The organism is Pseudomonas sp. SWRI179 (assembly GCF_014268705.1).
GTDB classification, from domain to species: domain Bacteria; phylum Pseudomonadota; class Gammaproteobacteria; order Pseudomonadales; family Pseudomonadaceae; genus Aquipseudomonas; species Aquipseudomonas zanjanensis.
On record NZ_JABWRA010000024.1, the window covers coordinates 38,904 to 65,697 of the forward strand.

Genomic DNA, 26,794 nt, shown 5'->3' on the forward strand with positions numbered 1-26,794 from the left:
CCTTGTGGCTTACCAGTTCCGGCGTTTGATTCGTGTGAGTTCGCTTTCCAGCTCGGCCAGGGCCTGATCCACCGGCCGCTCGCCCGCCAGTACGCCATGCACTTGATCGAAGAACGCATTGGAGACCCGTGGATAGCGGTCGGCGGTGATCGAGGCGGGGCGCATGACCCCATCGTTGAGAATGCTGTGCAGTTGGCTGTAGTAAGGCATGGCCGCGAGCAACTCGGGATCTTGGTAGAGCGACTCGATCACTGGGTTATAGGCGCCTACCAGGGCGCGGTGTTTCTGCTGTTGGGCGCTGCTCAGGTAGCTCACCAGTTCGGCGGCGAGTTTGGGGTTGGCGCTGTAGCGCGACACCGCCAGGCCCCAGCCGCCGAGTGTGGATGCGTGGGTGCCCGTCGCGCCGCCGCGGGGCAGGGGCGCGACGCCGACCTTGTCCTTCACGGCGCTGTCCTGGCTTTGCACCAGGGCCCAGACATACGGCCAGTTACGCATGAACAGCGCATTGCCCGACTGGAACACACCGCGTCCTTCTTCCTCGGTGTAATTGAGCACGCCACGGGGGGCGATGTCGCCGACCCAGCTTTTGGCCAAGGTCAACGCCGCCCTTGAGGCCTGGCTGTTGACCACGATATCGCCTTGGGCGTTGACCAGTCCGCCTTGCGGTTGGCTGCTGATCCATTCCAGCGCATTACAGGTCAGGCCTTCATAGGCGCGCCCCTGGAACACATAACCCCAGGCGTTGGCATTGCCGGCATCGCGCTCGGCTTGCTGGACAGCCCTGGCGGTGGTGGTCATTTCTTCCCAGGTCTGGGGCACGGGCTTGTTGTATTTCTCGAGCAAGTCCTTGCGGTAATACAGCAGCCCCGAGTCGGTGAACCACGGCATGGTGACCAGGCGCCCGTTCACCGTGGCGTTGTCCACTTGGGCCTGGAAATAACCTTGGGTCGCATTGGCAGGCAGCACTTCGCGCAGGTCCATCAAGTGTTTGGCCAGCATGCCCGGCCACACCATGTCGATCTGGATGATGTCGATATCGCTGGATTGCGCGCTGAGGATCTGTTGGTAGAACGACAGCCGCTCGGTCGCCGAGTTAGGCGTGGACACTACCTCGACGCTGTTGCCGGTCTGCTTCGACCAGGCCTCGACAGCCTCCTTGCACAGTTGCAATTCCGCGCCCACGGCGCCGCAGGAAATCGTCAGGTTGGCGGCCATCGACAGGGTTGGAAACCCGACGCAAAGACCGAGCAACGCCGCTGGAAGGAACGATTTGAGCTGTTTCATAAAGCCCTCTTTATTTTTGTTTTTAGAAAAGTTAACGTTAACATCGCCAAATGTAGCAGTGTATTTGCGCTGAGGCATCCTTTTTTTCCTTCGGTTAGACAATTCATGACCTGGGCGAATAAGGCCGTTCGCGGCAACAGAACAATAAAAACAAAACAGGGAAAATCCACATGCAGAAAGCATCAAGCTGGCTACTCGCAAGCGTGCTCGGCGTCTCGGCGACCACTTCTCAGGCCGCGACGCTGGAAGAGCGGATGGCCGCGTTCGAGGCCCGTGCCAGCGCAGCGGAAAAACGTGCCGCCGCCGCCGAACAGCAAACCCAGGCACTCGCCAGGGAATTGCAGCAGATCAAACTCGCCACGCCACCGGTTGTCGCCGCCGTTGCGACGCCAACGGTCGATGCCCGCCTGGCAAAACTCGAGGCCAGTCAGCAAGGCACGGAAAAGCCGGGCAGTGGCGCACACCTTACCGACGGCTTCAGCTTCAAGGGCTACGCCCGTTCCGGCTTGCTGATCAACGATGGGTTGGGCGGTGGTCGTGGCGGTCCTTACACCACCCCGGCCGGTTCTGTCGGCGGCGCCGTCGGGCGGCTCGGTAACGAGGACGACACCTACATGCGCATCGACTTGTCGAAAGAGCTGTATGCGCAGAACGGCACCCGCTCCAAATTCACGGTGTCCATCGCCGATGGCGTGGAGAGTTCCAACGACTGGACCGCCGAGGAAAGCAACCTGAACGTGCGCCAGGTGTTCACCGAACTCGATCACCTGGCGGCATTCAAGGGCAATTCGATGTTCGAAAACGCCACCCTATGGGCCGGCAAGCGCTTCGACAGGGACAACTTCGACATTCACTGGCTGGACTCGGACGTGGTCTATCTGGCCGGCACTGGCGGCGGCATCTATGACATACAGATGACCAAGGACTGGCGCTCGAACTACTCGTTGATCGGTCGTAACTACGGGGATTTCAGCGAGGGCAGCGTCAATGCCGATGTGGAAAGCTACATCCTGACCTCCAATCAGTTTTTCGACGGCGGGCAGTGGCAGTGGATGTTCAACGCCATCGGCTCGAAGAAAAACGACGTCGGCACCCGCGTCAACGAAGCAGGGCTGACGCCGGCCGATTCCGGCTTGCACAGCATGGTTGCCAATCACCAGAAAAACTTCTTCGGTCGCGAAGGCTTCTTCAAGACGGCGCTGCTCTATGGCCAAGGGTTGGGGGCGGAGGTCAAGAATGTCGGCGCCGACGGCGAACTGATCGACGACGCTCGTGCGCTGCGTCTGGCGCTGTACGGCGAGACGCCGCTGGCGCCCAACTGGCGCATCGGCCCAAGCCTTCTGGCCGAGCAAAGCAAGGACCGCTACGTCAAGGGCGACGACTACCGCTGGATGACCCTGAACGTGCGGTTGGCCAACGAAATCAACAGCAATTTCGAGATGGCCTACGAGATGAGTTGGCAAACCATGCAGCTCGACCCCAAGGGCTACCTGCAACGTAATGCGGTCGACGGCAACTTCTGGAAATTCACGGTCGCTCCGACTTTCAAGCCCGACCTGGGCGATCTGCTCACCCGCCCTGAGCTGCGCCTGTTCGCCAGCGTCATGAACTGGTCGTCGGACCTGGACAGGTACAGCACCACGGACGCCTTCGGCAAGACCGACTTCAACGCCGGCGGCACCTGGCAGTACGGCATCCAGATGGAAACCTGGTTCTGAGGCCCGCCCAGTGAAACCTGCAAGCTGAATGCAAGGCTCATGAGCACCCCACATCCCTGTGGGAGCGAGCCTGCTCGCGAAAGCGGAGGGTCAGCTTGCAGTGATGTTGGATGTGCCGACGCCTTCGCGAGCAAGCCCGCTCCCACAGGTTTTGCGGTACATATGATTTTTTGCCTGCTGAAGATCCATTGTGGGAGCGAGCCTGCTCGCGAAAGCGGAGTGTCAGCTTGCAGTGATGTTGGATGTGCTGACGCCTTCGCGAGCAGGCTCGCTCCCACAGGTTTTGCGGTACATATGAACTTTGAGCCTGGTGAAGATCCATTGTGGGAGCGGGCTTGCTCGCGAAAGCGGTGGATCAGATTGCAATGATGTTGGATGTGCCGACGCCTTCGCGAGCAAGCCCGCTCCCACAGGTATGCGGTTCACTTAAGAACGGCGACGGACCTGTGGCGAGGGAGCTTGCTCCCGCTGGGTCGCGAAGCGGCCCCAAAACCTGCCGCATGAGGGGCGTCAGACACACCGCACCTGCCGGTTCACGACTGCTTCGCAGCCGAGCGGGAGCAAGCTCCCTCGCCACGGGTTTGTCGACGGCCATCAGTGCCCATGCCAACCCAACTGACTTGAAATCTGTTGGGTGGCCTGCATCAGTTGCTTGACGTAGTCCTGCTTCAACTCTTCCCGGAAGCGAAAGCACGGGAATGAAACGCTCATCCCGCCGATCACGTGGCCGAAGCGGTCGCGGATTGGCGCGGCCAGGCAACGCATGTTGTCTTCGAACTCTTCATGGTCCTCGGCATAGCCTTGCTGGCGAACGGTCTCCAATTCCAGCAGATACGCCTCGACGCTGGTCAGGGTGTTGGCGGTGCGGCGCTCGAAGCTTTCCAGCGCCAGGTGGGCGAGCAGTTCGTCTTCTTCGAGCCAGGCCATCAGCACCTTGCCGATGCCGGTGCAGTACAACGGCGCCCGCCGGCCGATCCGCGAGTACATGCGCAGGTTGTACTTGGAGTCGATCTTGTGCACGTAGACGATGCTGCCTTCGTCGAGAATCCCCAGGTGCACGGTCTCGCCCGTCAGCTCGTTGATCCTGCGCATCCCGGGCTCCGCTTCCCGGACGATGTCCAGGTGGGGCAGGGCCTGGGCGCCCAATTCGAACAGCCGGACGCTGAGGCGATAACGGTCCTCGGCGTCCTGAACCACATACCCACGGGCCTTGAGCGACTGGAGGAAGCGATAGACCGTGGCCTTGGACATGTCCAGCTTGTTGGCGATTTCCGACACGCCGCTTTCTTCCGGATGCTCGGCCAGTGCCTCAAGCACGGCCATGGTCCGGCCCACCGCCGACACCAGATCGTTGTTTGGAATGACGCTGTTGTCCATGAAGGCTCCAACGTGAAAGTAAAACCCAAGGATATACGCTAGCAGAACAAAACGCTGTTTCATTTTTCCTTGACGAGGGCGGAAATCTGACTAGACTCGGGCCTTGAGACAAAAATGAAACGCCGTTTTAAAAATAAAGAAAAGGCGCGTAATGATGGATTTGACGCATAACCATGGCTCCGAGACCCGCTTCACTCGCCCGCTGAAGGTGGTGCTGGTGGGCGAGTGCATGATCGAGATGCGCGGTGAGCCGGGCGCCGCGATCACGCAGACGTTCGGTGGCGATACGCTCAACACCGCGGTCTACCTGGCCCGATTGAATCCCCGTGGCGCTGTGGCCGTGGACTACATGACGGCCGTGGGCAACGATGCGTTCAGCGTCGCCATGGGCCGCTCCTGGCTGGCCGAAGGGATCGGTGACGCCCATGTCCGCGTGATCGAGGACGCGCTGCCCGGGCTGTATTTCATCCAGACCGATCCACACGGCGAGCGGCGTTTCCACTACTGGCGCGGGGAAGCAGCGGCGCGACGCATGTTCGAAGGTCCCGAGGCCGACACCATGCTCGAGGCACTGGCCGACTACGACTACGCCTACCTGAGCGGCATCAGCCTGGCGATCCTCACGCCAGCAGGGCGCCAACGCTTGATCGACGCCGTGCACCTGGCCCGTCGGGCCGGCACGCGCATCGTCTTCGACAACAACTACCGTCCCCATCTTTGGCCCGATCCTGAAACCGCCCGGCAGGCCTACCGCGACCTGTTGCACCTGACCGACCTGGCCCTGGTCACCTGGGAAGATGACGTGGCCCTGTTCGGCTATCGCGACCCGGAGGCCTTGTTCAGTGCCTATGCAGAGCTGGGCGTGCGCGAAGTCGCCCTCAAGCGTGGCGCCGCCAGTTGCTTGATCCAGTGCCCGACGGGGCGTTTCGACGTGCCCGCGCAAACCGTTTCCCATGTCGTCGACACCACCGCGGCCGGTGATTCGTTCAGCGCCGCCTACCTGGCGTGCCGCCTGCGCGGCGGCGATCCGGAGCAGGCCGCTCGCTGGGGCCATCGCCTGGCGGCCCAGGTCGTCCAATACCGGGGTGCGCTGATTCCCCACGCGGCGATGCCGAACATGGGCGCGTCCTCACTTCCTTCTGTTGCACAGGTCTGACTTTATGAAAATCGTTGAAGCGCGCGTCATCGTCACCTGTCCGGGCCGCAACCTGGTCACTTTGAAGATCGTCACCGATGAGGGCATTTACGGTATCGGCGATGCCACCTTGAATGGCCGCGAACTGGCGGTGGTCGCTTACCTGGAAGAGCACGTCCTGCCCGCGTTGATCGGCCGCGATGCCCACCGCATCGAGGACATCTGGCAGTACCTGTATCGCGGCGCTTACTGGCGTCGGGGGCCGGTGACCATGACCGCTATCGCCGCCGTCGACGTGGCGCTGTGGGACATCAAGGCCAAGGCCGCGAATATGCCCTTGTACCAACTGCTCGGCGGCAAGAGTCGCGAGCGGGTGATGGTCTATGGGCACGCCACTGGCAAGGACATCGAAGGGTGCCTGGACGAAGTCGCCCGTCACGTCGAGCTGGGCTATAAAGCCGTGCGTGTGCAATGCGGCGTGCCCGGCATTGCCACCACCTATGGCGTCGCCAAGCGCAGCGGCGAGCGTTATGAGCCCGCCGACAGCGACCTGCCTGCCGAGCACGTGTGGGACACCGCCAAATACCTCAACTACGTGCCCAAGCTGTTCGCCGCCGTGCGCGAACGCTTTGGCGACGACCTGCATATCCTCCACGACGTGCACCATCGCCTGACGCCTATCGAGGCCGGGCGCCTGGGCAAGGCCGTGGAGCCGTACAACCTGTTCTGGCTGGAAGACTGCACGCCAGCGGAGAACCAGCAGAGCTTCCGGCTGATTCGCCAGCACACCACCACGCCGCTGGCGGTGGGCGAGGTGTTCAATTCCATCCATGACTGCCGCGAGTTGATCCAGGAGCAGTTGATCGACTACATCCGCACGACTCTGGTGCATGCCGGCGGCATTACCCATGTGCGGCGTATTGCCGACTTCGCCGCGCTGTTCCAGGTGCGCACGGGCTTTCACGGCGCCACCGACCTGTCGCCGGTGTGCATGGGCGCGGCCCTGCATTTCGATACCTGGGTGCCGAACTTCGGCATCCAGGAACACATGCCTCATGAAGAACGCATCGATGAAGTGTTCCCCCATGCCTATCGCTTTGAGGACGGCCACTTCACTCCGGGCGAAACACCGGGGCATGGCGTCGACATCGATGAAGACCTTGCCCGCCAATACCCCTACAAACGCGCCAGCCTGCCGGTCAACCGTCTCGAAGACGGCACGCTCTGGCATTGGTAAAGCAGTTCCAACCCTTTGAGGAAACGGGGCGAAAACGTCCCGCCAGGAGTGACCCGATGAAAGCGTTCCAGGTAAGAGCACCCTTCGAGTTCGGGCTGGCCCAGGTCGACCGACCCGAGGTCGCCCAAGGCGAGGTCCAGGTCGATGTGGCGTATGCCGGCATCTGTGGCTCGGACATGCACATCATTCATGGGCAGAACGCATTCGTGCGTTTCCCCCGGGTCACCGGTCATGAGTTCTCCGGGGTGATCCGGCAAGTCGGTGAAGGCGTCGAACACCTGCAGGTGGGCGACCGGGTGTGCATCGATCCGGTGATCAGTTGCGGCACTTGTTATCCCTGCCGCATTGGCCGGCCCAACGTCTGCACGCGGCTGCAAGTGATCGGCGTGCACCGCGACGGTGGCTTCAGCGAACAGGTCTGCGTACCAGCCGAGAACGCCCATCGCCTGCCCGATTCGATGTCCCTCAGCCACGGCGCCTTGGTCGAACCTTATTCCATTGCCTTGAACGTGCTCGATCGCATGCAGCCGCAACCGGGCGACAGCGTGTTGATCTACGGTGCCGGAGTAATCGGCCTGACCCTGGTGCAGATGGCCAAGGCGTTGGGATTGACCGACATCACCGTCACCGATGTCATCGACAGCCGCCTGGAGACGGCGCGAGCACTCGGCGCCAGTCGGACCCTCAACGGCCAGCAAGTCGATGTCGAAGCGCTGATGCGTGAGCACACTCAAGGCGAAGGCGTGCCGTTGATCGTCGATGCCGCCTGCATACCGGCACTGATGCCGCAGATGGTGCGCCTGGCCTCGCCGGCCGGGCGTATCGGATTGCTGGGCTTCAATGCCACGCCCAGTGATCTGGTGCAGTTGGAAATGATCAAGAAGGAACTGACCCTGGTGGGCTCACGGCTCAACAATCGCAAATTCCCGCGGGTGATCGAACTGATCGCCAGTGGCAAGTTGCAGGTCCAGGACCTGATCAGCCATCGCGTCACCTTCGACGAAATGCCCGGCGCCATCGACCTGATCGAACAGCACCCCGAGCAAACCCGAAAAGTGCTGGTGGAGCTGACGAACGCCCATCACTGAGCCGTCGCTACCACCGGTTTCACCGTGCCTGTCATGGGCACCCTCACCGAATAAACACAACAAGCGGGAGGTTCCACCATGTTTGGTCAAGGACGTAGCTTAATCATCATCATGCTGTTCCTGGCCGGGGTCATCAATTACCTCGACCGGTCGGCATTGTCTGTGGCGGCGCCTTTCATCCAGAAGGACTACGGTCTGAGCACGGGTGAGATGGGCATGATCTTCAGCAGCTTCTTCGTCGGCTATGCCGCCTTCAACTTCATCGGTGGCTGGGCCGCCGACCGTTACGGCGCCAAGACCACGTTGCTGTTGGCCATGGTCTTGTGGTCGCTGTTCAGTGGTCTCACCGTGCTGACGGTGGGCTTCGCTTCACTGGTGCTTATCCGGATTTTGTTCGGCATGGGCGAAGGACCGTTGAGCGTCACCACCAGCAAGATGGTGAACAACTGGTACACCCCCAAGCGCAGGGCGCGAGCCATCGGCGCATCGATGTCCGGTACGCCGCTGGGTGGCGCGATTTCCGGCCCGGTGGTGGGTTTCATCGCCGTCACCTACGGCTGGAAGGTGTCGTTCATTATCATCATGCTCGTCGGCCTGATCTGGGCGGCCGTGTGGTACAAGTTCGTCAAGGAGCGGCCAGAAGGCGAGGGCGCCGACGCTATTCTCCAGGCCGAGGGCCAAAGCGAGCTGGCGGCACAACCGGTGTTCCCGCTGCGGTTCTACCTCAAGCAGCCCACGGTGCTGTTCACCTCCCTGGCGTTCTTTTCCTATAACTACACCTTGTTCTTTTTCCTGACCTGGTTCCCCAGCTACCTGACCATGGCCCACGGCCTGAACGTCAAGGACATGAGCATCGCCACGGTCATTCCCTGGGTGCTGGGTTTCCTCGGCCTGGCCCTGGGCGGCTTCATCTCCGACTTCGTGTTCAAGAAAACCGGAAAAATGATGTTCTCCCGCAAAGTGGTGCTGGTGACCTGCCTGCTGGCTTGCGCCGTTTGCATCGCCTGTGCCGGGATGGTCAGTACCTTGTATCCGGCGGTGATTCTGGTCGCCTTGGCAGTGTTCTTCCTGTACCTCACCGGTGCCATCTACTGGGCGATCATCCAGGACACCGTCCCCGCTGCGCGAGTGGGTGGCGTCAGTGGTTTCATGCACTTCCTGGCGAACACCTCCGGCATTGTCGGCCCGACCCTGACGGGCTTCCTGGTGCAGTTCACCGGTTCGTTCACCAGTGCCTTCCTGCTGGCGGGGCTGTTGACCGTGATCGGTGCCGTGTGTGTGGCGCGCTACGTTAAACCCCTGTCGGTGGCGGATACCGGCCACGCGGCGGCGCAAAGCCCGCAACCCGCTTCGGCCTTGGGCCGTTCCTGAACAGAAGGAGTGAGTCGATGCCTGTTGTGAACCGTGTACCTAGCACCGGCACTGCCACGCAGATCGGTATCGTGCACTTGGGCCTGGGGGCGTTTCACCGCGCGCACCAGGCGGTCTACCTGCAACGCCATCTCAATCGCCATGGCGAAAGCGATTGGGGCGTGTGCAGCGCCAACCTGCGCTCCAATCGCAGTTTGGTCGAGCAGTTGCGCACACAGGACGGCCGCTATCATGTGGCCGAGTACCGCGACCGCGAGCAGGTGACGCTGCGCGAGATCGGGGTGTTGCGCCAGGCCTTGTTCGTGGGCGAGGGCGGCGAGGAACTGGAGCAGTTGCTGCAACGCATGGCCGCGCCGCAAACCCGGATTGTCACGCTGACCGTCACCGAAAAAGGCTACTGCCTGAGCCCGTCATCCGGGCAATTGCGCCGCGAAGACCCGACGATTGCCCATGACATCGCCCACCCACACACGCCACGCTCGGCCCCCGGCATTGTCCTGGAAGCCCTGCGTCGCCGTCGCGCCGCAGGCGTCCCGGCCTTCACGGTGTTGTGCTGTGACAACATGCCCGACAACGGCCAGCGCACCCGCCAGGCGGTGAGCGCATTGGCGGCGTTGCAGGATGAGGCGCTGGCGCGGTGGATCGAGCAACAAGTGGCCTTTCCCAGTTGCATGGTCGACCGCATCGTGCCGGCCATGGACGACGCATCCTTCCGCCGGCTGGAACAGCAACTCGACTGTCACGACCGTGCGGCAGTCGTTTGCGAGCGCTTCAGCCAGTGGGTGATCGAGGACCACTTTCCCCTCGGCCGCCCGGACTGGGAAGTGGAAGGCGTGCAGATGGTGGACGACGTGGGCCCTTTTGAGACGATGAAGCTGCGCATGCTCAATGGCAGCCATTCGTTGCTGGCCTACGTGGGGTTGCTGGCCGGTCATGAGTCGGTCTTCGAGGCCGTCAACGACGGGAGGCTGGCGCGCCTGATCGAGCGCTACATGGCCGAGGAAGCCACGCCGACCCTGGACATGCCGGCCGGGATCGATCTTTCGGCATATGCCAACGACCTTCTGGCGCGCTTTGCCAACGACAGCCTGCAACATCGCTTGCGCCAGATCGCCATGGACGGCTCGCAGAAACTGCCGCAACGCTGGCTACTCGGCGCACAGCAGTTGCTCGACCAAGGGCGCGGCATCGACTGCACCGCCTTGGGCATCGCGGCCTGGATCCACTACTGCACGCAGCCGTTGCCCGGTCGTCCGGCCCACGTGGTCGACGACCCGCTGAGCGCGACCTTTGCCGACCTTGCGGGACGCTTCGAGGGCGCCTCGCGGGTGAATGCCGTCCTCGATCTGCAGGAAGTCTTCCCGCCGCCGCTCTCGGCTCGCCCAGCATTTCGCGACGCCGTGCACCGCGCCTACGACGCCTTGACGCGCGATGGCGTGGATAGCCTGTTGCACACCCTTGCCGCATCCAACTGATAAAAAGGAGAGAAACATGGAACAGACATGGCGTTGGTTTGGCCCCAAGGACCCGATCTCCCTGGCGGACATTCGCCAGACCGGTGCGACCGGTATCGTCACCGCGCTGCACGAAATCCCCAATGGCCAAGTGTGGCCGGTGGACGCCATCGCGGCGCGCAAGCAGATGATCGAAACGGCCGGCTTGAGCTGGTCGGTGGTGGAAAGCATTCCGGTGCACGAAGACATCAAGCGCGGCTGCGGACGGCGCGACGAATACATCGCCAACTACCAGCAAAGCGTGCGCAACCTGGCGAGCTGCGGCATCGATATCGTCTGCTATAACTTCATGCCGGTGCTGGACTGGACCCGTACCGACTTGTCCTTTGAGCTGGCGGATGGCGGCTGGGCCTTGCGTTTCGATCAAACCGCGTTTGCCGCCTTCGACCTGTTCATCCTCCAACGCCCGGGGGCGCAGGCCGAATACAGCGCCGAGGACATCCAGCAGGCCCAGGACTATTTCGAACAACTGACGCCAGCCCGGCGCGAAGCCCTGGTCAACACCCTGATCGCGGGCTTGCCCGGCGCCGAGGAACACTACAGCCTGGACAACTTCCGGGACTTGCTGCGCACCTACGCCGACATCGACGAGGCCACGTTGCGCGAACACCTGGGGTATTTCCTGCGCGCGGTGATCCCGGTTGCCGAGGAGGTGGGCGTGCGCATGGCGATCCACCCGGACGACCCGCCCCGGGCATTGCTCGGCTTGCCGCGCATCCTCTCCACCGCCGAAGACGCCCAATGGCTGCTGGACGCCGCGCCCAGCCCGGCCAACGGCCTGACGTTCTGCACCGGCTCCTATGGCGTGCGTGAAGACAACGACCTGGTGGCGATGGCCAAGCACTTTGCGCCGCGCATTTACTTCACCCACCTGCGCTCGACCCGCCGGGAAAGCGACCCGCGCAGCTTCCATGAAGCTCATCACCTGGACGGCGACGTCGACATGGTCGGGGTCATCAGCGCCTTGGTGGCCGAAGAGCGCCGGCGCGAACGCGAAGGCGGCCCGCGCTTGCCGTTGCGCCCGGACCATGGGCATCAACTGCTCGACGACCAGCACCGCAAAAGCAACCCCGGCTACTCACTGATCGGCCGCCTCAAGGGCCTGGCGGAAATCCGCGGAGTAGAACTGGCCGTTCGCCGACAACTGGACCGAGTAGCACACTAACCTGTGGCGAGGGAGCTTGCTCCCGCTGGGCTGCGCAGCAGCCCTAAAACCCGGCGCCTCGGTGCATCAGGCCGATCGCATTCAGGCGGTTTGGGGTCGCTACGCAACCCAGCGGGAGCAAGCTCCCTCGCCACGGGAGGTAAACTCCTGAGAAATGCTCGGGCTACCGCAATACCCTGTGGGAGCGAGCCTGCTCGCGAAGCGGTGGTTCAGCCAACAAAGATGTTGCCTGTGCCACCGCCATCGCGAGCAAGCCCGCTCCCACAATGGCTCAGCCTTCGAGCCCGCGCCGCTCGATCACGCCGAACACATCCGCGACATCCTGCACCAGGATCCGCGCGACATTGGTGAGGGTGTTGAGGTCGCTGGCCGCTGAATCACGCAGGCTGCTGCAGGCCACCAAGGTCAGGTAATCGAGCGTGGCGTGCAGGCGCTCGCTGGCACAGGCATGGAGTTCGGGGAGAGGGGCTTGGGTGTCGATCAGCAGCACGGGGTGGGTGGTGGCGGTTTGGGTGAGAGGGGTGAAGCGGTTGGATGAGTGAGTTGTCATGAGGTTGAATTCCTTTAAGAAAAAAGAAATGCCACCTTTTCGCTGCGAATCGAATGGGTGGCAGTTGCGCGAGGGTTCGCAGACCGAGGAAAAGAATCCAAAAACTCGGCAGACCCGAAAGTCTCCCGCGCACAACCGCCATAAAACGAACGCGGGCAAGTTTGCCTGAATTTCATTTGACGGTATTAGATCTTTTTCATCGAGGGCTGCGAAACCCACAGCCACTGACAAAAGCCAGCGACGCCCCAACTATAGAAGCCGATCCCGGCACCCACAACCGACCTGTAGGACGCACGCTCCCCCTGTGGCGAGGGAGCTTGCTCCCGCTCGACTGCGCAGCAGTCGCAAAACCGGTGCCTGCGGTGTACCTGGTGAAAAGAGGCACCTGGTTCGGGGCCGCTTCGCGCCCCAGCGGGAGCAAGCTCCCTCGCCACGGGAAGTAGTTTCCTACGAGATTTTCGGACCGCCTCTTGCCGCTACCCCTGAAGTGCGCGAATTTCTGTGGGAGCAAAGCTTGCTCGCGATGCAGGCGCCTCGTTTCCCGGAAGACCGCGTTATCTTTATCGCGGGCAAGCCTTGCTCCCACAGCTCAAAGCGGTCATAGGGCTCGCTCAGTCAATGATCGGGCGGGCAAGTGATGGGCTGATGGACCTGATTCAACAACCAATCAACAAAAACCTGCATCTCAGCCACCGCACTCCCGGAAACGCCGTAGTAATAACGAGCCAGCGGCATGCGCAACCCCGGCAGTGGGCAGGCCAGGCGCCCATTGGACAAATCCCGACCCAACAGCGAAGCCGGACACAACGCCACGCCCAGGCCATCGACGGCCGCCTGCAGCACCAGGTGCATGTGATCGAATTGCAGGGTCGGCGGGTTGTTCAATGGATCGATCCCGGCGTGCTCCACCCAATCCTGCCAATCGTTGCTGCGTGTCCTGCCCGATAACAAGGTGTGCCTGGCCAGGTCCTGGAGGCTTTCCAACGGTACGTTTTGCAGCAACGACGGGGCGGCGACCAGCAGCAGGTCGTCTTCCAGTAACAGGGTGGGCTGCACCTCGGCCGACCAGCCAGCATCTCCACGCCGAATGACCACGTCGAACGATTCCCTTGAGGGATCTGGAGACCGGGTGCTGGTGACGACCTCGGGCTTGATGTCCGGATGGCGCGCCATGAAGTCCGGCAGTCGAGGGATGAGCCAGCGCACCGCAAAGGAAGGGCGTACGTTGATGGTCACTTTGCGTTGGGCCGCATTGCGCGTCAGTGCGGTGGCGGCGTTGGCGATTTGCGTCAGGGCCTCGCTGACTTGCTCGTAGAAAATTCGACCCGCCGGGGTGAGCAAGGATTGCCGGGTTCGACGTTCGAACAGCAGTACGCCCAGGCGCTCTTCGAGCAACTTGACGTGACGGCTGACGGCGCTGTGGCTGACGTGCAGCTCTTCGGCGGCGCGACTGAAGCTCTGGTGGCGAGCGGCAGCGGCGAAGGCGCGGACGGCGTTCAACGGGGGGAGGTTGGCGATCATGTGTCTAATTTAGTCACATATGCGGCGCAATTAAAGCGTTTGTCAGTCCCCACGCGCCACGCCACCCTGAAGGCCGCAGCAATTTGCCTTCAATGTGGAGTGATGCATGGCCGGTTACGGACTTTTTCTGATCCTGGCGACCCTGACGGTGCTCAGCCCGGGCCCAGGCGTGGTGCTGACGCTATCCAATGCTCTACGCCATGGCTGGCGCGGCGCGCTGCCGGGTATCTTCGGGATCGCGACGGGCGCGTTTATCGTGGCTGCTATTTGCGCCAGCAGCTTGGGGTTGATCCTGGCGGCCTCCGCGACGGCTTTCACGCTGCTCAAATACATCGGGGCGGCGTACTTGCTGTTCCTGGGCATCAAGATGTGGCGTACACAGCGCTTTATTCCCGAACTCAAAGCCACGTCGCCGCGTCCATGGCGGCGATTCGTCGAGGCACTGTCGATCCAGTTGCTCAACCCCAAGGCCGGGTTCTTCTTCCTGGCCGTGTTCCCTCAGTTCATCAAGCCGGAGGGCGATTACTATCGCCAGTTTTTCTTGTTGGTGTCGTCCTATAGCGTGCTTGTAGTTCTGGTGCATTCCAGCTATGCGCTGATGGCCAATGGCGCCAGGGGCTGGCTCTCGTCGAGCCAGGGCGCCAGGGTTGTCGGCAAACTGTCGGGCATCACCTTCGTGGGCTTTGGTGTGTTGATGGCCTCCGCCAGCAAATGACGGAGCCTATCACCGCCGCCCAGTGCGCGTACTCACATCCACCCACACCGCCAGCACCAGAATGCTGCCTTTGACGATCATCTGCCAATAACTGTCGACGTCGAGCATGGACATGCCATTGTCCAGGCTGGTGATCACCAGCGCACCGAGAAGAGCGCCGTAGACCGTGCCGGAACCGCCGCGCATGGAGGTGCCGCCGATGAAACACGCAGCGATGGCGTCGAGTTCGCCCATGTTGCCGGCCGAGGGTGAACCGGCGGCCAGGCGGGCGGTGTTGACCACGCCGGCGAGGGCGCACATCACGCCCATGATGCCGAAGATCCACAGCTTCACCGCTTGCACGTTGATGCCGGACAGGCGCGTGGCTTCCATGTTGCTGCCCACCGAGTAGACGCGGCGGCCGAACACGGTCTGGCTGGTGACGTAGCTGAACACCCCCAGCAGGATCAGCAGGAGCAGCACCGGCACCGGAATGCCGTCGTAACTGTTGAGGGTGTAGACGAAGCCGGCCAGCACCGCGCCGATCAATGCCACGCGCAACCCATCACGCACCAGGGAGTGGGCTGCCAGGCCATGGAGGGCGCGGTTGCGCCGCTGTTTCCAGGTGAGGAACAGGGTTAGGGCGAACAGCAGGATGCCCAACCCGGTCCCGACCGTGTGCGGCAAATACCCCTGGCCGACATAGACCAGCTCCGGTGACACCGGGGCAATGGTGGTGCCGCCCGTCACGCCCAGCAGGATGCCGCGAAACGCGAGCATGCCACCCAGCCCGACAATGAACGACGGGATGCGCAGGTAGGCGGTCATGTAGCCGTTGCCCAAGCCGATCACCAAGCCGCACAGAGCCACCAGGCTCAGGTTCGCCAGCAGCGGGATGTGATAGACCACATCGAGGATCGCCGCCAGCCCACCCAATAGCCCAAGCAACGAGCCCACCGACAAGTCGATCTCGCCGCTGATGATCACCAGCACCATGCCGCAGGCCAGGATCCCGGTGATGGACATCTGCCGCAGCAGGTTGGACAGGTTGCGCGGGGTCAGGAACCCACCGTCGGTCTGCCAGCTGAAGAACAGCCAGATCAGCGCCACGGCGATCACCAGCGCGAGCATTTTGTAGCGGGAAAACAGCTGTTTGACCTGATTCATCTACGCGGACTTCCGATCATTATTGTTATGGCCATCGGGGTGGCTGAGCGCGGCAGCGAGCACCTGTTCCTGGGTGAGTTCGTGGTTGATGAAGTCGCCGCGCAACTGGCCTTCGCCGATCACCAGGACGCGGTCGGAAACCCCCAGGACTTCGGCGAGCTCCGAGGACACCATGATGATCGACACGCCTTCGGCTGCCAGCGCGCCCATCAATTTGTAGATCTCGTATTTGGCGCCAACGTCTACGCCGCGGGTGGGCTCATCGAGAATCAGCACCCGGGGTTTGGTCAGGAGCATCTTGGCCAGCACGGCTTTTTGCTGGTTACCGCCGGAGAGGCTGGTGATCGGCAGGAACGGGCTCGCGGTCTTGAGGTGCATGCGCGCGATTTCCTTGTCGATGCTGCCCAGTTCGGCTTCGGCGTCGATGCGGGTCAGTTTTGCGTAGTTGTCCAGCACCGCCAGGGTGATGTTCTGGCCCACCCCCAGGTCAGGAATGATGCCTTGGCGCTTGCGGTCTTCAGGGACCATGCACAGGCCGGCGCGGATCGACTTGAGCGGCGTGCGCGTATCGATGGGTTGGCCGCCCAGCCAGACTTCGCCTTCGTAGCGACCGGGGTAGGCGCCGAACAGCGCGGAAACCAGTTCCGTGCGACCGGCGCCGACCAGCCCGGCGATGCCGAGAATCTCCCCGCGTTTGAGAACGAATGAAATGTCGTCGACCCGCTTGCGCTTGGGGTTATCGACGTCGTAGCAGGTGACGTGGCGCGCCTCGAAAATCACCTCGCCGATGTCATGGGGTTCGGTGGGGTAGAGGTTGCTCATTTCCCGTCCGACCATCTGGGTGATGATCTTGGGAATGTCCATGTCCGCCATGGCGGTGGTGGCGATGTGTTTGCCGTCGCGTATCACCGAGATGGTGTCGCACACGGCGGCCACTTCATCGAGCTTGTGGGAGATGTACACGCAGGCCACGCCCTTGGCCTTGAGGTCGCGGATGATGTCCAGCAGCACCTCGATTTCCGAGCGAGTCAGGGCTGAAGAGGGCTCGTCGAGGATCAGCAGTCGCGCCTGCTTGTTCAGCGCCTTGGCGATTTCCACCAACTGCTGGTAGCCACCGCCGTACTGGGAAACCGGCAGCGAGACGTTCATGTCCGGCACCTTGAGTTCGCCCATCAGGGCCTCGGCGCGGTGGATCATCGCCGGGTAGTTCATGCGCCCGCCGGGCAGCGTCAGCTCGTGGCCCATGAAGATGTTTTCGGCCACCGACAGGTCGGGGACCAGGGTCAGTTCCTGATGAATGATGACGATCCCTGCGGCTTCGGTCTCGCTGATAGACTGCGCCTTGAGCGGCTGGCCGTCCCAAATGATCTCGCCTTCCCAAGTGCCGTAGGGATAGACCGCCGACAGCACTTTCATCAGGGTGGATTTGCCCGCGCCGTTTTCACCGCACAGGCCAACGCATTCCCCGGACCGGACCTTGATGTCGATGCCGTTCAGGGCTTTGACACCGCCAAAGGTTTTGACGATGCCGTTCATTTGCAGCAGGTAGTCGGACATGGCAAGGGCTCATGAAAAAGGGCTTACACATCGGCGGGGAGGAAACAGCCTCACCCTAATGCCAAGGTCAGGCTAAGTCCCTGTGGGAGCGGGCTTGCTCGCGAAGGCGGCATGTCAGGCACCATCAATGTTGACTGGTGCACCGCTTTCGCGAGCAAGCCCGCTCCCACAGGTCTCCCAGGGTTGCACTCAGATCACTGCCCGGCGATCTGCGCCTTGGTGTAGAACCCGTCCTTTTCCAGCAGGTCGATGTTGTCCTTGGTCAACGACGTCGGGGTGAGCAGGATGGTGTCGACTTTCTTGCTGCCATTGTCGTACTGCGAGCTGAAGGCCGGTTTCTCGTTGCGGGCCAGTTGTACCGAGAGCTTGGCGGCTTCGGAGGCGATCAGCTTCAGCGGCTTGTAGACGGTCATGGTCTGGGTGCCGTCGATCACGCGCTTGACCGCCGCGAGGTCGGCGTCCTGGCCCGAGATCGGCACCTTGCCGGCCATTTTCTGTGCGGCCAGGGCCTGGATGGCGCCGCCGGCGGTGGCGTCGTTGGAAGCAACGATGCCATCGATCTTGTTGTTGTTCCGGGTCAGGGCGTTTTCCACGATGCTCAAGGCTTCGGTGGGGTTCCATTCCTTCACCCACTGCTGGCCGACAATCTTGATGTCACCCTTGTCGATGGCCGGTTGCAGCACTTTCATCTGGCCCTCGCGCAGGACCTTGGCGTTGTTGTCCGTGGGCGCGCCACCGAGCAGGAAGTAGTTGCCCTTGGGCGCGGCTTTCAGCACGCCGCTGGCCTGCATCTCGCCGACCTTTTCGTTATCGAAGGAAATGTAGGCGTCGATATCGGCGTTGAGGATCAGTCGGTCGTAGGAGACGACCTTGATCCCGGCCTTCTTGGCTTCGGCGACGGCGTTGGTCAGCACAGTGGCGTTGAACGGCACGATGACGATCACATCGACGCCACGGGAGATCAGGTTTTCAATCTGCGAGATCTGCTTCTGCTCGTTGGCATCGGCGGACTGGACGAAGACCTTGGCGTCGAGTTTTTCCGCCGCCGCGACGAAGTAGTCGCGATCCCGCGACCAGCGTTCCAGGCGCAGGTCATCGATGGAGAAACCGATTTTCGGATGGGTCGCATCGGCCATGACCGGAAGCGAGAGCAGGGCGAGGGCGCCGGCGAGCAGGGTACGTTTGAATCTTTTCATGTGGTGCGTCCTTTTATTGTTGTTTGAAAGACACTGCCTGACGATGAGCGTGATACCGGGTAGAACTGTAGAGCGTTGCAGGGCGCCGTGGGCACAGATTTGTCGCGAGAATGTAACAGCCGCTGTGCCCGACTTTTGCCCGTTGTCAGGAGTAGATAAACCGATTGACCACGTTTTCGAGCATCTCCTGGCGACCGCTGACGGCCTGGGGATTCAGGTCGTTGGTAAAGGCGTGCTCGGCCAGCGATTCCAGGCTGAAGTCGCCGGCCAGGACCGCTTGGCCGAAGGGTTGTTGCCAGCCGGCGTAGCGCTGGTCCTTGAATGCCTGCAACTGATCGTCCTGCACCATGGCCGCCGCGCGTTCCAGGGCGAGGGCGAGCACGTCCATGGCGCCGACGTGGCCGTGGAACAGATCGATTTCGTCCAGGCTCTGGCGCCGGACCTTGGAATCGAAATTGAACCCGCCATTGCCGAAGCCACCGGCCTTGAGGATTTCATAGGTGGCCAGGGTCATTTCCTCGACGCTGTTGGGGAACTGGTCGGTGTCCCAGCCGTTTTGCGGATCGCCGCGGTTGGCGTCGATGCTGCCGAAAATCCCCAGGGAGACGGCCGTGGCGATCTCGTGGTGGAAACTGTGACCGGCCAGGGTGGCGTGGTTGGCTTCGATGTTGACCTTGATCTCGTTTTCCAGGCCAAACTGCTGCAGGAAGCCGAACACCGTGGCGCTGTCGTAATCGTACTGGTGCTTGGTCGGCTCCTGGGGCTTGGGTTCGATCAGCAGGTCGCCCTTGAAGCCGATCTTGTGCTTGTGCTCGACCACCATGCGCATGAAGCGGCCCAACTGTTCGCGCTCGCGTTTCAAGTCGGTATTGAGCAGTGTTTCGTAGCCTTCACGACCGCCCCATAGCACGTAGTTGGAGCCTTTGAGGCGCTGGGTGGCGTTCATGGCGCTGAACACTTGGGCGGCGGCGCAGGCGAACACTTGCGGGTCCGGGTTGCTGGCGGCGCCGGCGGCAAAACGCGGGTTACTAAAGCAGTTGGCGGTGCCCCATAGCAGCTTGATCCCGGTTTGTTCCTGATGGCGTTCCAGGTGGTCGATCATCTGGGCTAAGTGGTTGCGGTACTCCTTGAGCGAATTGCCTTCGGGGGCGACATCGGTGTCGTGGAAGCAGTAGTAGTCGATGCCCAGCTTGGAGAAGAACTCGAAAGCCGCTTCGGCTTTGCCGATGGCCACTTCCATGGGATCCCCAGCGTGCTGCCACGGACGCTTGAACGTGCCGGCACCAAACACATCCGACCCGGGCCAGACGAAGGTGTGCCAGTAGCAGACCGCCATGCGCAGGTGCTCGCGCATGGGTTTGCCGAGCACCAGTTTGTTGGCGTCGTAGTGACGGAAGGCCAGCGGCGAATCGCTGGCGGGGCCCTCGTAGCGAATCGTGTCGACACCGGGGAAGTAGGGCATGTGCAGGTTTCCTTTTTATTCTTGGCGGTGTCCCGATACTAACGCCGGCCCCGTGGCTGCTGATTATGAAAATCACCAACGGGCAGTTCGATTTTGAGTATTGAGATTCGCCGTATGCGCGCCTAGTCTGTGTCGATCGGCACAGGGTTAAACCAATGAAAACCGTTCCGCCCGTTCACCGCATTGCGTTGCTGTTCAATGGCAGCAAGATCTACGACCGCGGCATCATCAGCGGCATCGGCAACTACCTGAGCAGCACGCGCGCGTCCTGGGACTTGTTTCTCGAGGAGGATTTTCTCTGCCGCTTGAAAGGCATCGAGCGCTGGCAGGGCGACGGCATCATTGCCGACTTCGACGACCCGCTGATCGGCGAGGCGCTGGCCGGGATCAAGCTGCCGGTGGTGGCGGTGGGCGGTTCCTATCAGGATGAGCGCGCCTACCCGAAGGGCATTCCCTACGTCGCCACTGACAATGATGCGTTGATGAGGTTGGCCTACGAGCACCTGATCGAAGCCGGGCTGACCCGCTTCGCCTGTTTCAGCCTGCCCGAGGCACAAGCCAATCGCTGGGCCCAGGAGCGGGAGAAGGCCTTCCGCCGGCTGCTGCAGCGCGATGGCCTGCACGCCGAGGTCTATCGCGGCATGGGCACCAGCGCACCGCTCTGGGACAGCGCCGTCGAACAGCAGATCGCCTGGCTGCAAAGCCTGCCCAAACCCATCGGTATCATCGCCGTCAGCGACGCCCGCGCCCGGCAACTGCTGCAAGCCTGCCTGACCGCCGGCATTGCCGTGCCGGAGCAAGTGGCGTTGATCGGCATCGACAACGACCCGCTCACCCGCAGCCTGACACGGGTGCCGCTGAGTTCGGTGATCCAGGGCACCGAAACCATGGGCCGCACCGCCGCGCGCCTGCTCCACCAGATGCTGCACGGCATGCCGTCCACGGGCACGCAAATCCTGGTCCCGCCTGATGCGATCAACGTACAGGTATCGAGCCTGCATCAACCGTTGGGCAATCCTTATGTCATGCAGGCCCTGCTCTTCATCCGCCAATACGCCTGCCAGGGCATCAAGACCGCCCAAGTGGCGGCTTATGTCGGGATATCGCGCTCATCGCTGGAAGCGCATTTTCGCAAGGAACGGGCCTGCAGCGTCCACGACGAAATCCTGCGCTTCAAACTCGCCGCCGCCGCCAACGGACTGGAAAACACCGACGCGCCGATTGCCGACATCGCCCAGAGCTGTGGCTTCAAATCGGCGCAATACCTGCACACCGTGTTTCGCCGCGAATTCGGCTGCACGCCACGGGAGTATCAGCAGGGGACAAATGCGACCACCCACTGACCCTCTGCCGAACCGCTCTTGATGAACTGACCCACCACCGAACCGCTCTTGTGGCGAGGGAGCTTGCTCCCGCTGGGGCGCGAAGCGGCCCTGAAACCAGGCACCCTGGTGGATCAGGCTAATTGAGTTGACGACATGGGGCTGCTGCGCAGCCCAGCGGGAGCAAGCTCCCTCGCCAAACAGCCTGCACCTGATGAACTGACCGACCACCGAACCGCTCTTGTGGCGAGGGAGCTTGCTCCCGCCGGGGCGCGAAGCGGCCCTGAACCCTGACACCTTGGTGTGTCAGGCTAATTGAGTTGACGACATGGGTCTGCTGCGCAGCCCAGCGGGAGCAAGCTCCCTCGCCACAAAGGGACAGTGACCCACCGCTGGGGGTACACCACCGAGTCTTTCTTGTGGCAAGGTGCTTGCCTCATCGAATATTTAGGGACGGATGGAATGACGCTCAGGGTCATGGTGGTCGGTGGGTATGGAAATTTCGGCAGTATCGTTTCCAGGCATCTGGTGGTGATGCCAGGCGTGCAATTGGTTATTTCCGGGCGTGATGCCCAAAAACTGCAGCGCAAAGTCGATGAGTTGAACACTCAATCGAACTCGGTGTGTGAAAGTTGGTGCGGCGACGCCATGGGGCCGGGCTTCAAATCCGTCCTTGGCTCGATGAACATCCAATGGGTCATTCATACCGGCGGCCCCTTTCAAGGGCAATCCTATGCAGTCGCCGAGAGCTGCATCGACGCGGGCGTGAACTACTGTGACCTGTCCGATTCGAGAGCCTTTGTCACCGGCATTGGCGCACTCGACGCCAGGGCAAAACAGGCAGGCGTGGCGATCCTCAGTGGTTGCAGCTCAGTGCCGACGCTCTCGGCCGCCCTTATCGATCAGCAGCGGTATCGATTTAAACGCATCGACACCATTGAACATGGCATTTCCTCTTCGGCCAAGATGCCGGGGTTGTCCACCGTCGAAGGCGTCCTCGCCTATGCGGGCAAGCCGATCAAGCAACTCAGGAATGGCCGGGTGCATGAGGTCCTGGGATGGCAGGATCTGACGCTTCGCAGATTGCGGCACATGGGGACCCGGGTATTGGCCAATGTCGACGTGCCGGACATGGATATCTTCGCCAGCCGCTATGGTGCCCGGAACCTGAGCTTCAAGGCCGGCGCAGGCCTGAAGCTAGGCGGCATCGCCAACTACCTGCTGGCCCAGGCAATGCGGATGGGGCTGGTGCGTGATCATGTTATTTGGGCCGCCAGGCTACATCGGTGGGGGCTCTGGTTCGAACGATTTGGCGATGGCAAAAGCGCAATGTACATCGACGTCCATGGCATGGGGGCCAATGGCGAACCGTTGTCGATGAACGTGCAACTCACCGCCATGAACGACAAGGGCCCGGAGATTCCCAGCTGTGCAGCCGTTGCGTTGGCGGCAAAAGTCGCCCAAGGGTATCTGCCCGAACCCGGTGCTAGGGCCTGCGTGGGTGAAATCAGTGTTGACGAATACATGGCCGCCATCAACGACCCCGAAAACTTGAGCCTGTCTGTACGCTTCTCTGACGAGCAGGGCTGACAGATGCTCTATCTTTGCCTGAAGTACCTCCACATCATTGCTGCCATTTTTCTCTTCGGCTTCGGCATGGGGTCCTATCTCTACCTGATCGCGGCCAGCCGCACCGCCAACCCTCAGGTCATTGCCCACGTGGCCAGGACGGTCGTTCAGTTCGACACTTGGATTACCACGCCCGCGGGCTTTATTCAGATAGGGACGGGCTACCTGCTGCTGAGGCTGGCCGGACTTCCCCTTACCACTGAATGGGTCATGACGTCGCTGATCATCTTTTTTTGCGTGGGCGCGCTCTGGCTTCCGGTACTGGTGCTTCAGAAGCGGCTACATGTGATGGCTTCGAACGCGGTTGGGGACGGGCGGGCGCTCGATGATCGATACTCATCCGTGTATCAAAAGTGGTTCTGGATGGGTGTTTTTGGATTTTTGGGAATGTTTGTCATTGTGCTGATCATGGTGACGAAGATGGCGCCACGTCAGTGGATCGAGCTATTGACGGGCTAAGTACCGATCCGTTCCACCGGATTGCTCTCAGGCGCGGGCGCCTTCAAGAAACGTCGCTCATGATCCGGATCCGGCAAAAGGCACACGTCGTACCTGCCAAACAGCCGGTATCGATTCAGGGCAATGCGATCGTAGGCCCAATCCCGAAACACGCGGGGGACGTAACGCAGCAGTTGCACCGGACGCCAAACCCAGGGCAGTAGGGCAACCACTTCAAGAATCGCCTCCGAGCGCACCCAGTAATGTTGGTCGCGAACCACGGCCATGGTGTCGAACTGCTGCAAGGGCAAGCCCGCCCAGGCCAGTAAGGCTTGTCCTTCGGGCGACTGGACGGAGGCCAACCGTACGCGTCGGGCGTGATCATGGCGGATCAGGAACTTCGCCCAGCCATTGCACAGTTTACAAACACCGTCGAACAGGACCACTGTCTCGCCTGGCTTGAGCAAGGGCGCGGGTGAAGGGCGGGTCTGGGAGATGGGCATGATTGGGGGGCTACACGGCGCTTGGTTACCCGGATAATACGCCTGTTCCAGCGTCAAAGGGCGTCCCGAAGGGGCGCTCGACCATGATGATTTCAAGGGCATGATCCGATCCATGAGCGATGACATCTACAACCTGTTCACCCGCTTCCAGACCCCCGATCCTGGTATCGGCCCACGGGAGCGGGCGCCGATGCTGGCTCAGGAACTGGCTTGGGCGCGCGAGCGTGCGACGATGCATCGCTTCAGCTGGGTCGTGGTGCTGGTGCCGCCGTTGAGCCTGGGCCCGGTGTTGCCGGGTATCGTGTTTCTGCTGGGGCTGCTGGCCTATCAGGGGTTATCCGCTCCAGGCGTTGACCTTGACCGGATCATCGGGGCCTCCTTTGGCTGGCTTGTGCTCGCCACCTTGCTGTTCATGGCGGCGTGGATCGTGCACAACGTCTGGCGTGATACGCGCGACCCGACCAAGCGTTATTGGGCGTCGATGCCCGATCAAGGGCTGGTCGAGCTCGAACACCATACCCTGGTTTCCGGCATCTGCCTGTGGTCCAACGACTATGACCCGGATTGCAACACCCTCATGCAATGGTCCGACGGCAAAGTGAAGTACGTGCAGGACAGCGGTGTGTCGCAATGGATCCTGGCCCGGACCGCGGCGGGGCATTGGCTGGTGCTCAAGGAGCAGTTTTCGGGCGACTTCAGTTACGGACGGGTAGGGCAAATGCCGGCGCCGGACAAGCTGCTGCAACCCCGTCAGGAACTGGCGATCGCTTTCGCCCCCGGTACGAACCTGCCGCTGGGCCGGCGTTTCGGCGGTGCGTTGATGCCATTGATGGATATGCCGTACTGGCTGTCTGCCGATGAACTCAAGCGCCTGGACGAGGCCGCCCATCACTGGAATTTCTTACCGCCGAACCGCTATGGGGTGGTCAATGACCAGGATGCCGCCTGGGTGCAACGGCTGGTGGACAGGGCGCAAGCCAGTGTCGGGCCGAGGCGGCAAGAGGGCTGCTGCGCAGCCCAGCGGGAGCAAGCTCCCTCGCCACAATGAATCGAGCACATTCCACGAAGGCCAGCCTGTCATTGGCCGGGCGCTAAAGCCACGTATCCACCACCCGCCGATCCAGTTCCTCCCAATCCGCCATGCCCAATACTCGCGTCGTGTTCAACCCGCGCAGATAGCCGCGCAGTTGATGGGCCGTGGCCTGCTTGAGCTCCGGGTCGGCTTCTGTATTGCTCAACAGCACGCTTTCGTACTGGACCAGATAGTCCGCCACCCGCTCACGAAAGTCGGGCAATACCGCATCGCGGATCAGATCAAACGTTCTCATGGATAGACCTCATCAATCTTTCTCGGCTTGCAACTATTGCTAGGAGTAATAGTGACCATTACCAAATGCAAGTTCTGCTTTGCCGGCAATCATTGGAAAATCAGCGCCATCGAACACGCAGCCCCGTATTTTTGTTTTCAGGACCCCGACCCATGCGCCGTTTATTTTTGCTTCCACTGGCGTTTTCCCCGCTGTTGCTCGCCGGTTGTGCCTCGGCACCGAATGACCCGACGCTGACCTTGCAGACCAGCAAGACGCCGGCCCAATACGCCGAGTGCGTCGTACCCAAATTGCAGGGCAATGCCTTGAACCCGTTGGTCTCGCAGACCCAGCGCAGCTACCGCATCGTGGTGCCGAGCAAAGTGTCGGCGGACAACGTGCTGGAAGCCTACAAGGCCGGCAGCGGCGGCAAGGTGTTCATCTACGAGCGCCACCTGCTGGCTTCCAACCTTCTGCCTTCGAGTTTTGAACGCGCCGCACAGGAATGCATCTGACCGGCCCGTAAACGTTTTTCACCGTGCTCCTTTGGTTGGCCGCAACCAACCAATTCCCTTGCCCCGCACCGTCTTCGGTCGCGGGGCTTTTTTTTGCCTGGCGGTTTCAGGTTAGCCAATCTTGCGCCCGGATGAATTCGATGAGCGCTTTCAGGGCCGGCGGCACATGGCGTCGGCTGGGGTAGTAGAGAAAAAACCGGCTTGGCGGCGCTTTCCATTGCGCAAGCAGTTCCGTGAGATGCCCGTTGCGCAGGTCATCGCGCGCCAGCTCCTCGTACACGTAGGCAATGCCTGCGCCATCTTTTGCCGCCTGGATCATCAGCGCATCGTCTTCAAGGATGAGTGGGCCGGTGACGGACAACCGGATCGGTTGCCCCTCGGCCTGATACTCCCAGGCGTAGAGCTTGCCGCTGGGAAAACGCCGGGCGATGCAGGCATGGTCGAGCAAGTCCCGTGGCGCCTGGACGATCCCCTTCGCGGCCAGATAGGTTGGCGCCGCCACAGTCACGAACGATTGAGGGGTCCCGACAGGGACGGCGATCATGTCGCCGGCCAGGCTTTCGCCAAAGCGCACACCAGCGTCAAACCCGCCGCTGACGATATCGGTCAGGCCATCATCGGTGACCAGGTCCAGTTGAATGCGCGGGTACCGGGCCACGAATGGCCCGAGCACCTTGGCAAAGACCGCACGCGCCGCCGGACGCGCTACGTTGAGGCGAAGCTTGCCGGCGGGCACGTCCTGCAGCGAGGTCAACTGCGCCAAGGCATCGGCAACCTGCTGCAGGGTAGGGGCCAGCGTTACCAACAGCTGATGGCCGGCCTCGGTCGGGGTCACGCTGCGCGTGGTGCGGTTGAGCAGCCTGACACCCAGGCGTGCTTCCAATGCACGCATCGCGTGACTCAATGCAGAGGCCGAAACGCCACGCTCGTCGGCGGCCTTGCGAAAGCTGCAATGGCGAGCGACGGCGGCGAAGGCATCCAGTTCGGACAGATCGGGGTGCTGACTCATGAATACCGTTCAGTAGTTCAAATACGATTACCCAT

The 26,794-nt window shown here is 61.7% G+C and carries 24 protein-coding genes; 13 read left to right on the forward strand and 11 right to left on the reverse strand.

The features are described 5' to 3' along the window. Nucleotides 1-9: 9 nt before the first annotated feature. On the reverse strand, nt 10-1,284 hold the full coding sequence (locus HU767_RS15485; RefSeq protein WP_186729904.1) for an ABC transporter substrate-binding protein: 1,275 nt from the start codon (nt 1,282-1,284) through the stop codon (nt 10-12). Between the two features lie 170 nt (nt 1,285-1,454). Here HU767_RS15485 and HU767_RS15490 point away from each other — a divergent pair, with 170 nt between their 5' ends. Next, nucleotides 1,455-3,002 carry a carbohydrate porin gene (locus HU767_RS15490; RefSeq protein ID WP_186729905.1) on the forward strand — a complete coding sequence of 516 codons (1,548 nt, stop codon included), beginning with the start codon at nt 1,455-1,457 and terminating at the stop codon, nt 3,000-3,002. Nucleotides 3,003-3,596: 594 nt separating this feature from the next. Here the strand turns inward: HU767_RS15490 and kdgR are convergent. Continuing rightward, on the reverse strand, nt 3,597-4,379 hold the full coding sequence (gene kdgR / locus HU767_RS15495; protein WP_186705892.1) for a DNA-binding transcriptional regulator KdgR: 783 nt from the start codon (nt 4,377-4,379) through the stop codon (nt 3,597-3,599). Between the two features lie 154 nt (nt 4,380-4,533). Here kdgR and HU767_RS15500 point away from each other — a divergent pair, with 154 nt between their 5' ends. The 6 genes from HU767_RS15500 (at nt 4,534) to uxuA (ending at nt 11,889) form a co-directional block, all read left to right on the forward strand. Then, nucleotides 4,534-5,535, forward strand: coding sequence for a sugar kinase (locus tag HU767_RS15500; RefSeq protein WP_186729906.1), 1,002 nt, complete (start codon nt 4,534-4,536; stop codon nt 5,533-5,535). A 4-nt stretch (nt 5,536-5,539) separates the two neighbouring features. Next, nucleotides 5,540-6,751: a D-mannonate dehydratase ManD gene (manD, locus tag HU767_RS15505; protein WP_186631641.1), complete on the forward strand. Its 1,212-nt coding sequence runs from the start codon at nt 5,540-5,542 to the stop codon at nt 6,749-6,751. A 56-nt stretch (nt 6,752-6,807) separates the two neighbouring features. Next, the gene (locus HU767_RS15510; RefSeq protein ID WP_186705895.1) at nt 6,808-7,839 is read left to right on the forward strand and encodes a Zn-dependent oxidoreductase; all 1,032 of its coding nucleotides are present in this window, start codon (nt 6,808-6,810) and stop codon (nt 7,837-7,839) included. A gap of 78 nt (nt 7,840-7,917) precedes the next feature. Then, the gene (locus HU767_RS15515; RefSeq protein ID WP_186705896.1) at nt 7,918-9,210 is read left to right on the forward strand and encodes an MFS transporter; all 1,293 of its coding nucleotides are present in this window, start codon (nt 7,918-7,920) and stop codon (nt 9,208-9,210) included. A 17-nt stretch (nt 9,211-9,227) separates the two neighbouring features. Next, nucleotides 9,228-10,685: a mannitol dehydrogenase family protein gene (locus HU767_RS15520; protein ID WP_186729907.1), complete on the forward strand. Its 1,458-nt coding sequence runs from the start codon at nt 9,228-9,230 to the stop codon at nt 10,683-10,685. Nucleotides 10,686-10,701: 16 nt separating this feature from the next. Then, nucleotides 10,702-11,889 carry a mannonate dehydratase gene (gene uxuA, locus HU767_RS15525; protein ID WP_186729908.1) on the forward strand — a complete coding sequence of 396 codons (1,188 nt, stop codon included), beginning with the start codon at nt 10,702-10,704 and terminating at the stop codon, nt 11,887-11,889. Nucleotides 11,890-12,160: 271 nt separating this feature from the next. On the opposite strand, the gene HU767_RS15530 is transcribed toward uxuA, so the two are convergent. Beyond that, a complete protein-coding gene (locus tag HU767_RS15530; protein ID WP_186729909.1) occupies nt 12,161-12,439 on the reverse strand; it encodes a fructose-bisphosphate aldolase in 279 nt (92 codons plus the stop codon). A gap of 615 nt (nt 12,440-13,054) precedes the next feature. Next, nucleotides 13,055-13,960: a transcriptional regulator GcvA gene (gene gcvA, locus HU767_RS15535; protein WP_186729910.1), complete on the reverse strand. Its 906-nt coding sequence runs from the start codon at nt 13,958-13,960 to the stop codon at nt 13,055-13,057. A 106-nt stretch (nt 13,961-14,066) separates the two neighbouring features. Between gcvA and HU767_RS15540 the strand changes: the two genes are divergently transcribed. Next, a complete protein-coding gene (locus HU767_RS15540) occupies nt 14,067-14,675 on the forward strand; it encodes a LysE family translocator (RefSeq protein WP_186729911.1) in 609 nt (202 codons plus the stop codon). Between the two features lie 9 nt (nt 14,676-14,684). On the opposite strand, the gene HU767_RS15545 is transcribed toward HU767_RS15540, so the two are convergent. From HU767_RS15545 to xylA, 4 genes are all read right to left on the reverse strand, one after another. Further along, a complete protein-coding gene (locus tag HU767_RS15545) occupies nt 14,685-15,821 on the reverse strand; it encodes a sugar ABC transporter permease (protein WP_186705902.1) in 1,137 nt (378 codons plus the stop codon). After that, nucleotides 15,822-17,378, reverse strand: a complete 1,557-nt coding sequence (xylG, locus tag HU767_RS15550) for a D-xylose ABC transporter ATP-binding protein (RefSeq protein ID WP_186729912.1) — start codon at nt 17,376-17,378, stop codon at nt 15,822-15,824. Between the two features lie 194 nt (nt 17,379-17,572). Further along, nucleotides 17,573-18,574, reverse strand: coding sequence for a D-xylose ABC transporter substrate-binding protein (xylF, locus tag HU767_RS15555; RefSeq protein ID WP_186729913.1), 1,002 nt, complete (start codon nt 18,572-18,574; stop codon nt 17,573-17,575). 145 nt (nt 18,575-18,719) lie between these two features. Further along, nucleotides 18,720-20,036, reverse strand: a complete 1,317-nt coding sequence (gene xylA / locus HU767_RS15560; protein ID WP_186729914.1) for a xylose isomerase — start codon at nt 20,034-20,036, stop codon at nt 18,720-18,722. A 155-nt stretch (nt 20,037-20,191) separates the two neighbouring features. Here xylA and HU767_RS15565 point away from each other — a divergent pair, with 155 nt between their 5' ends. The 3 genes from HU767_RS15565 to HU767_RS15575 all read left to right on the forward strand — a co-directional run bounded on the left by HU767_RS15565 (nt 20,192) and on the right by HU767_RS15575 (nt 23,446). Beyond that, nucleotides 20,192-21,379 (forward strand): XylR family transcriptional regulator, encoded by a 1,188-nt coding sequence (locus tag HU767_RS15565; RefSeq protein WP_186705906.1) that lies wholly within the window; start codon nt 20,192-20,194, stop codon nt 21,377-21,379. Nucleotides 21,380-21,820: 441 nt separating this feature from the next. Next, entirely contained in the window at nt 21,821-22,948 is a 1,128-nt protein-coding gene (locus HU767_RS15570) for a saccharopine dehydrogenase NADP-binding domain-containing protein (protein ID WP_186729929.1), read from the forward strand. A 3-nt stretch (nt 22,949-22,951) separates the two neighbouring features. After that, nucleotides 22,952-23,446 carry a DUF2269 domain-containing protein gene (locus HU767_RS15575; protein ID WP_186729915.1) on the forward strand — a complete coding sequence of 165 codons (495 nt, stop codon included), beginning with the start codon at nt 22,952-22,954 and terminating at the stop codon, nt 23,444-23,446. On the opposite strand, the gene HU767_RS15580 is transcribed toward HU767_RS15575, so the two are convergent. Next, entirely contained in the window at nt 23,443-23,928 is a 486-nt protein-coding gene (locus HU767_RS15580; protein WP_186729916.1) for a thiol-disulfide oxidoreductase DCC family protein, read from the reverse strand. The two genes, HU767_RS15575 and HU767_RS15580, sit on opposite strands and share 4 nt — an antisense overlap. A gap of 112 nt (nt 23,929-24,040) precedes the next feature. Between HU767_RS15580 and HU767_RS15585 the strand changes: the two genes are divergently transcribed. Continuing rightward, on the forward strand, nt 24,041-24,976 hold the full coding sequence (locus HU767_RS15585) for a hypothetical protein (RefSeq protein WP_186729917.1): 936 nt from the start codon (nt 24,041-24,043) through the stop codon (nt 24,974-24,976). A 43-nt stretch (nt 24,977-25,019) separates the two neighbouring features. Here HU767_RS15585 and HU767_RS15590 read toward each other — a convergent pair whose 3' ends face one another. Next, the gene (locus HU767_RS15590) at nt 25,020-25,256 is read right to left on the reverse strand and encodes a hypothetical protein (RefSeq protein ID WP_186705909.1); all 237 of its coding nucleotides are present in this window, start codon (nt 25,254-25,256) and stop codon (nt 25,020-25,022) included. A gap of 152 nt (nt 25,257-25,408) precedes the next feature. On the opposite strand from HU767_RS15590, the gene HU767_RS15595 reads away from it, so the two are divergent. Continuing rightward, nucleotides 25,409-25,750 carry a hypothetical protein gene (locus tag HU767_RS15595; protein WP_024617582.1) on the forward strand — a complete coding sequence of 114 codons (342 nt, stop codon included), beginning with the start codon at nt 25,409-25,411 and terminating at the stop codon, nt 25,748-25,750. A gap of 106 nt (nt 25,751-25,856) precedes the next feature. Here HU767_RS15595 and HU767_RS15600 read toward each other — a convergent pair whose 3' ends face one another. Beyond that, on the reverse strand, nt 25,857-26,759 hold the full coding sequence (locus HU767_RS15600) for a LysR family transcriptional regulator (protein WP_186729918.1): 903 nt from the start codon (nt 26,757-26,759) through the stop codon (nt 25,857-25,859). Nucleotides 26,760-26,794: the final 35 nt, after the last annotated feature.

Excerpts from the sequence above, each read along its gene's own strand:
- HU767_RS15485 (WP_186729904.1), bottom strand. The coding sequence starts at position 1,284 with ATGAAACAGCTCAAATCGTTCCTTCCAGCGGCGTTGCTCGGTCTTTGC.
- HU767_RS15490 (WP_186729905.1), top strand. The coding sequence starts at position 1,455 with ATGCAGAAAGCATCAAGCTGGCTACTCGCAAGCGTGCTCGGCGTCTCG.
- kdgR (WP_186705892.1), bottom strand. The coding sequence starts at position 4,379 with ATGGACAACAGCGTCATTCCAAACAACGATCTGGTGTCGGCGGTGGGC.
- HU767_RS15500 (WP_186729906.1), top strand. The coding sequence starts at position 4,534 with ATGGATTTGACGCATAACCATGGCTCCGAGACCCGCTTCACTCGCCCG.
- manD (WP_186631641.1), top strand. The coding sequence starts at position 5,540 with ATGAAAATCGTTGAAGCGCGCGTCATCGTCACCTGTCCGGGCCGCAAC.
- HU767_RS15510 (WP_186705895.1), top strand. The coding sequence starts at position 6,808 with ATGAAAGCGTTCCAGGTAAGAGCACCCTTCGAGTTCGGGCTGGCCCAG.
- HU767_RS15515 (WP_186705896.1), top strand. The coding sequence starts at position 7,918 with ATGTTTGGTCAAGGACGTAGCTTAATCATCATCATGCTGTTCCTGGCC.
- HU767_RS15520 (WP_186729907.1), top strand. The coding sequence starts at position 9,228 with ATGCCTGTTGTGAACCGTGTACCTAGCACCGGCACTGCCACGCAGATC.
- uxuA (WP_186729908.1), top strand. The coding sequence starts at position 10,702 with ATGGAACAGACATGGCGTTGGTTTGGCCCCAAGGACCCGATCTCCCTG.
- HU767_RS15530 (WP_186729909.1), bottom strand. The coding sequence starts at position 12,439 with ATGACAACTCACTCATCCAACCGCTTCACCCCTCTCACCCAAACCGCC.
- gcvA (WP_186729910.1), bottom strand. The coding sequence starts at position 13,960 with ATGATCGCCAACCTCCCCCCGTTGAACGCCGTCCGCGCCTTCGCCGCT.
- HU767_RS15540 (WP_186729911.1), top strand. The coding sequence starts at position 14,067 with ATGGCCGGTTACGGACTTTTTCTGATCCTGGCGACCCTGACGGTGCTC.
- HU767_RS15545 (WP_186705902.1), bottom strand. The coding sequence starts at position 15,821 with ATGAATCAGGTCAAACAGCTGTTTTCCCGCTACAAAATGCTCGCGCTG.
- xylG (WP_186729912.1), bottom strand. The coding sequence starts at position 17,378 with ATGTCCGACTACCTGCTGCAAATGAACGGCATCGTCAAAACCTTTGGC.
- xylF (WP_186729913.1), bottom strand. The coding sequence starts at position 18,574 with ATGAAAAGATTCAAACGTACCCTGCTCGCCGGCGCCCTCGCCCTGCTC.
- xylA (WP_186729914.1), bottom strand. The coding sequence starts at position 20,036 with ATGCCCTACTTCCCCGGTGTCGACACGATTCGCTACGAGGGCCCCGCC.
- HU767_RS15565 (WP_186705906.1), top strand. The coding sequence starts at position 20,192 with ATGAAAACCGTTCCGCCCGTTCACCGCATTGCGTTGCTGTTCAATGGC.
- HU767_RS15570 (WP_186729929.1), top strand. The coding sequence starts at position 21,821 with ATGACGCTCAGGGTCATGGTGGTCGGTGGGTATGGAAATTTCGGCAGT.
- HU767_RS15575 (WP_186729915.1), top strand. The coding sequence starts at position 22,952 with ATGCTCTATCTTTGCCTGAAGTACCTCCACATCATTGCTGCCATTTTT.
- HU767_RS15580 (WP_186729916.1), bottom strand. The coding sequence starts at position 23,928 with ATGCCCATCTCCCAGACCCGCCCTTCACCCGCGCCCTTGCTCAAGCCA.
- HU767_RS15585 (WP_186729917.1), top strand. The coding sequence starts at position 24,041 with ATGAGCGATGACATCTACAACCTGTTCACCCGCTTCCAGACCCCCGAT.
- HU767_RS15590 (WP_186705909.1), bottom strand. The coding sequence starts at position 25,256 with ATGAGAACGTTTGATCTGATCCGCGATGCGGTATTGCCCGACTTTCGT.
- HU767_RS15595 (WP_024617582.1), top strand. The coding sequence starts at position 25,409 with ATGCGCCGTTTATTTTTGCTTCCACTGGCGTTTTCCCCGCTGTTGCTC.
- HU767_RS15600 (WP_186729918.1), bottom strand. The coding sequence starts at position 26,759 with ATGAGTCAGCACCCCGATCTGTCCGAACTGGATGCCTTCGCCGCCGTC.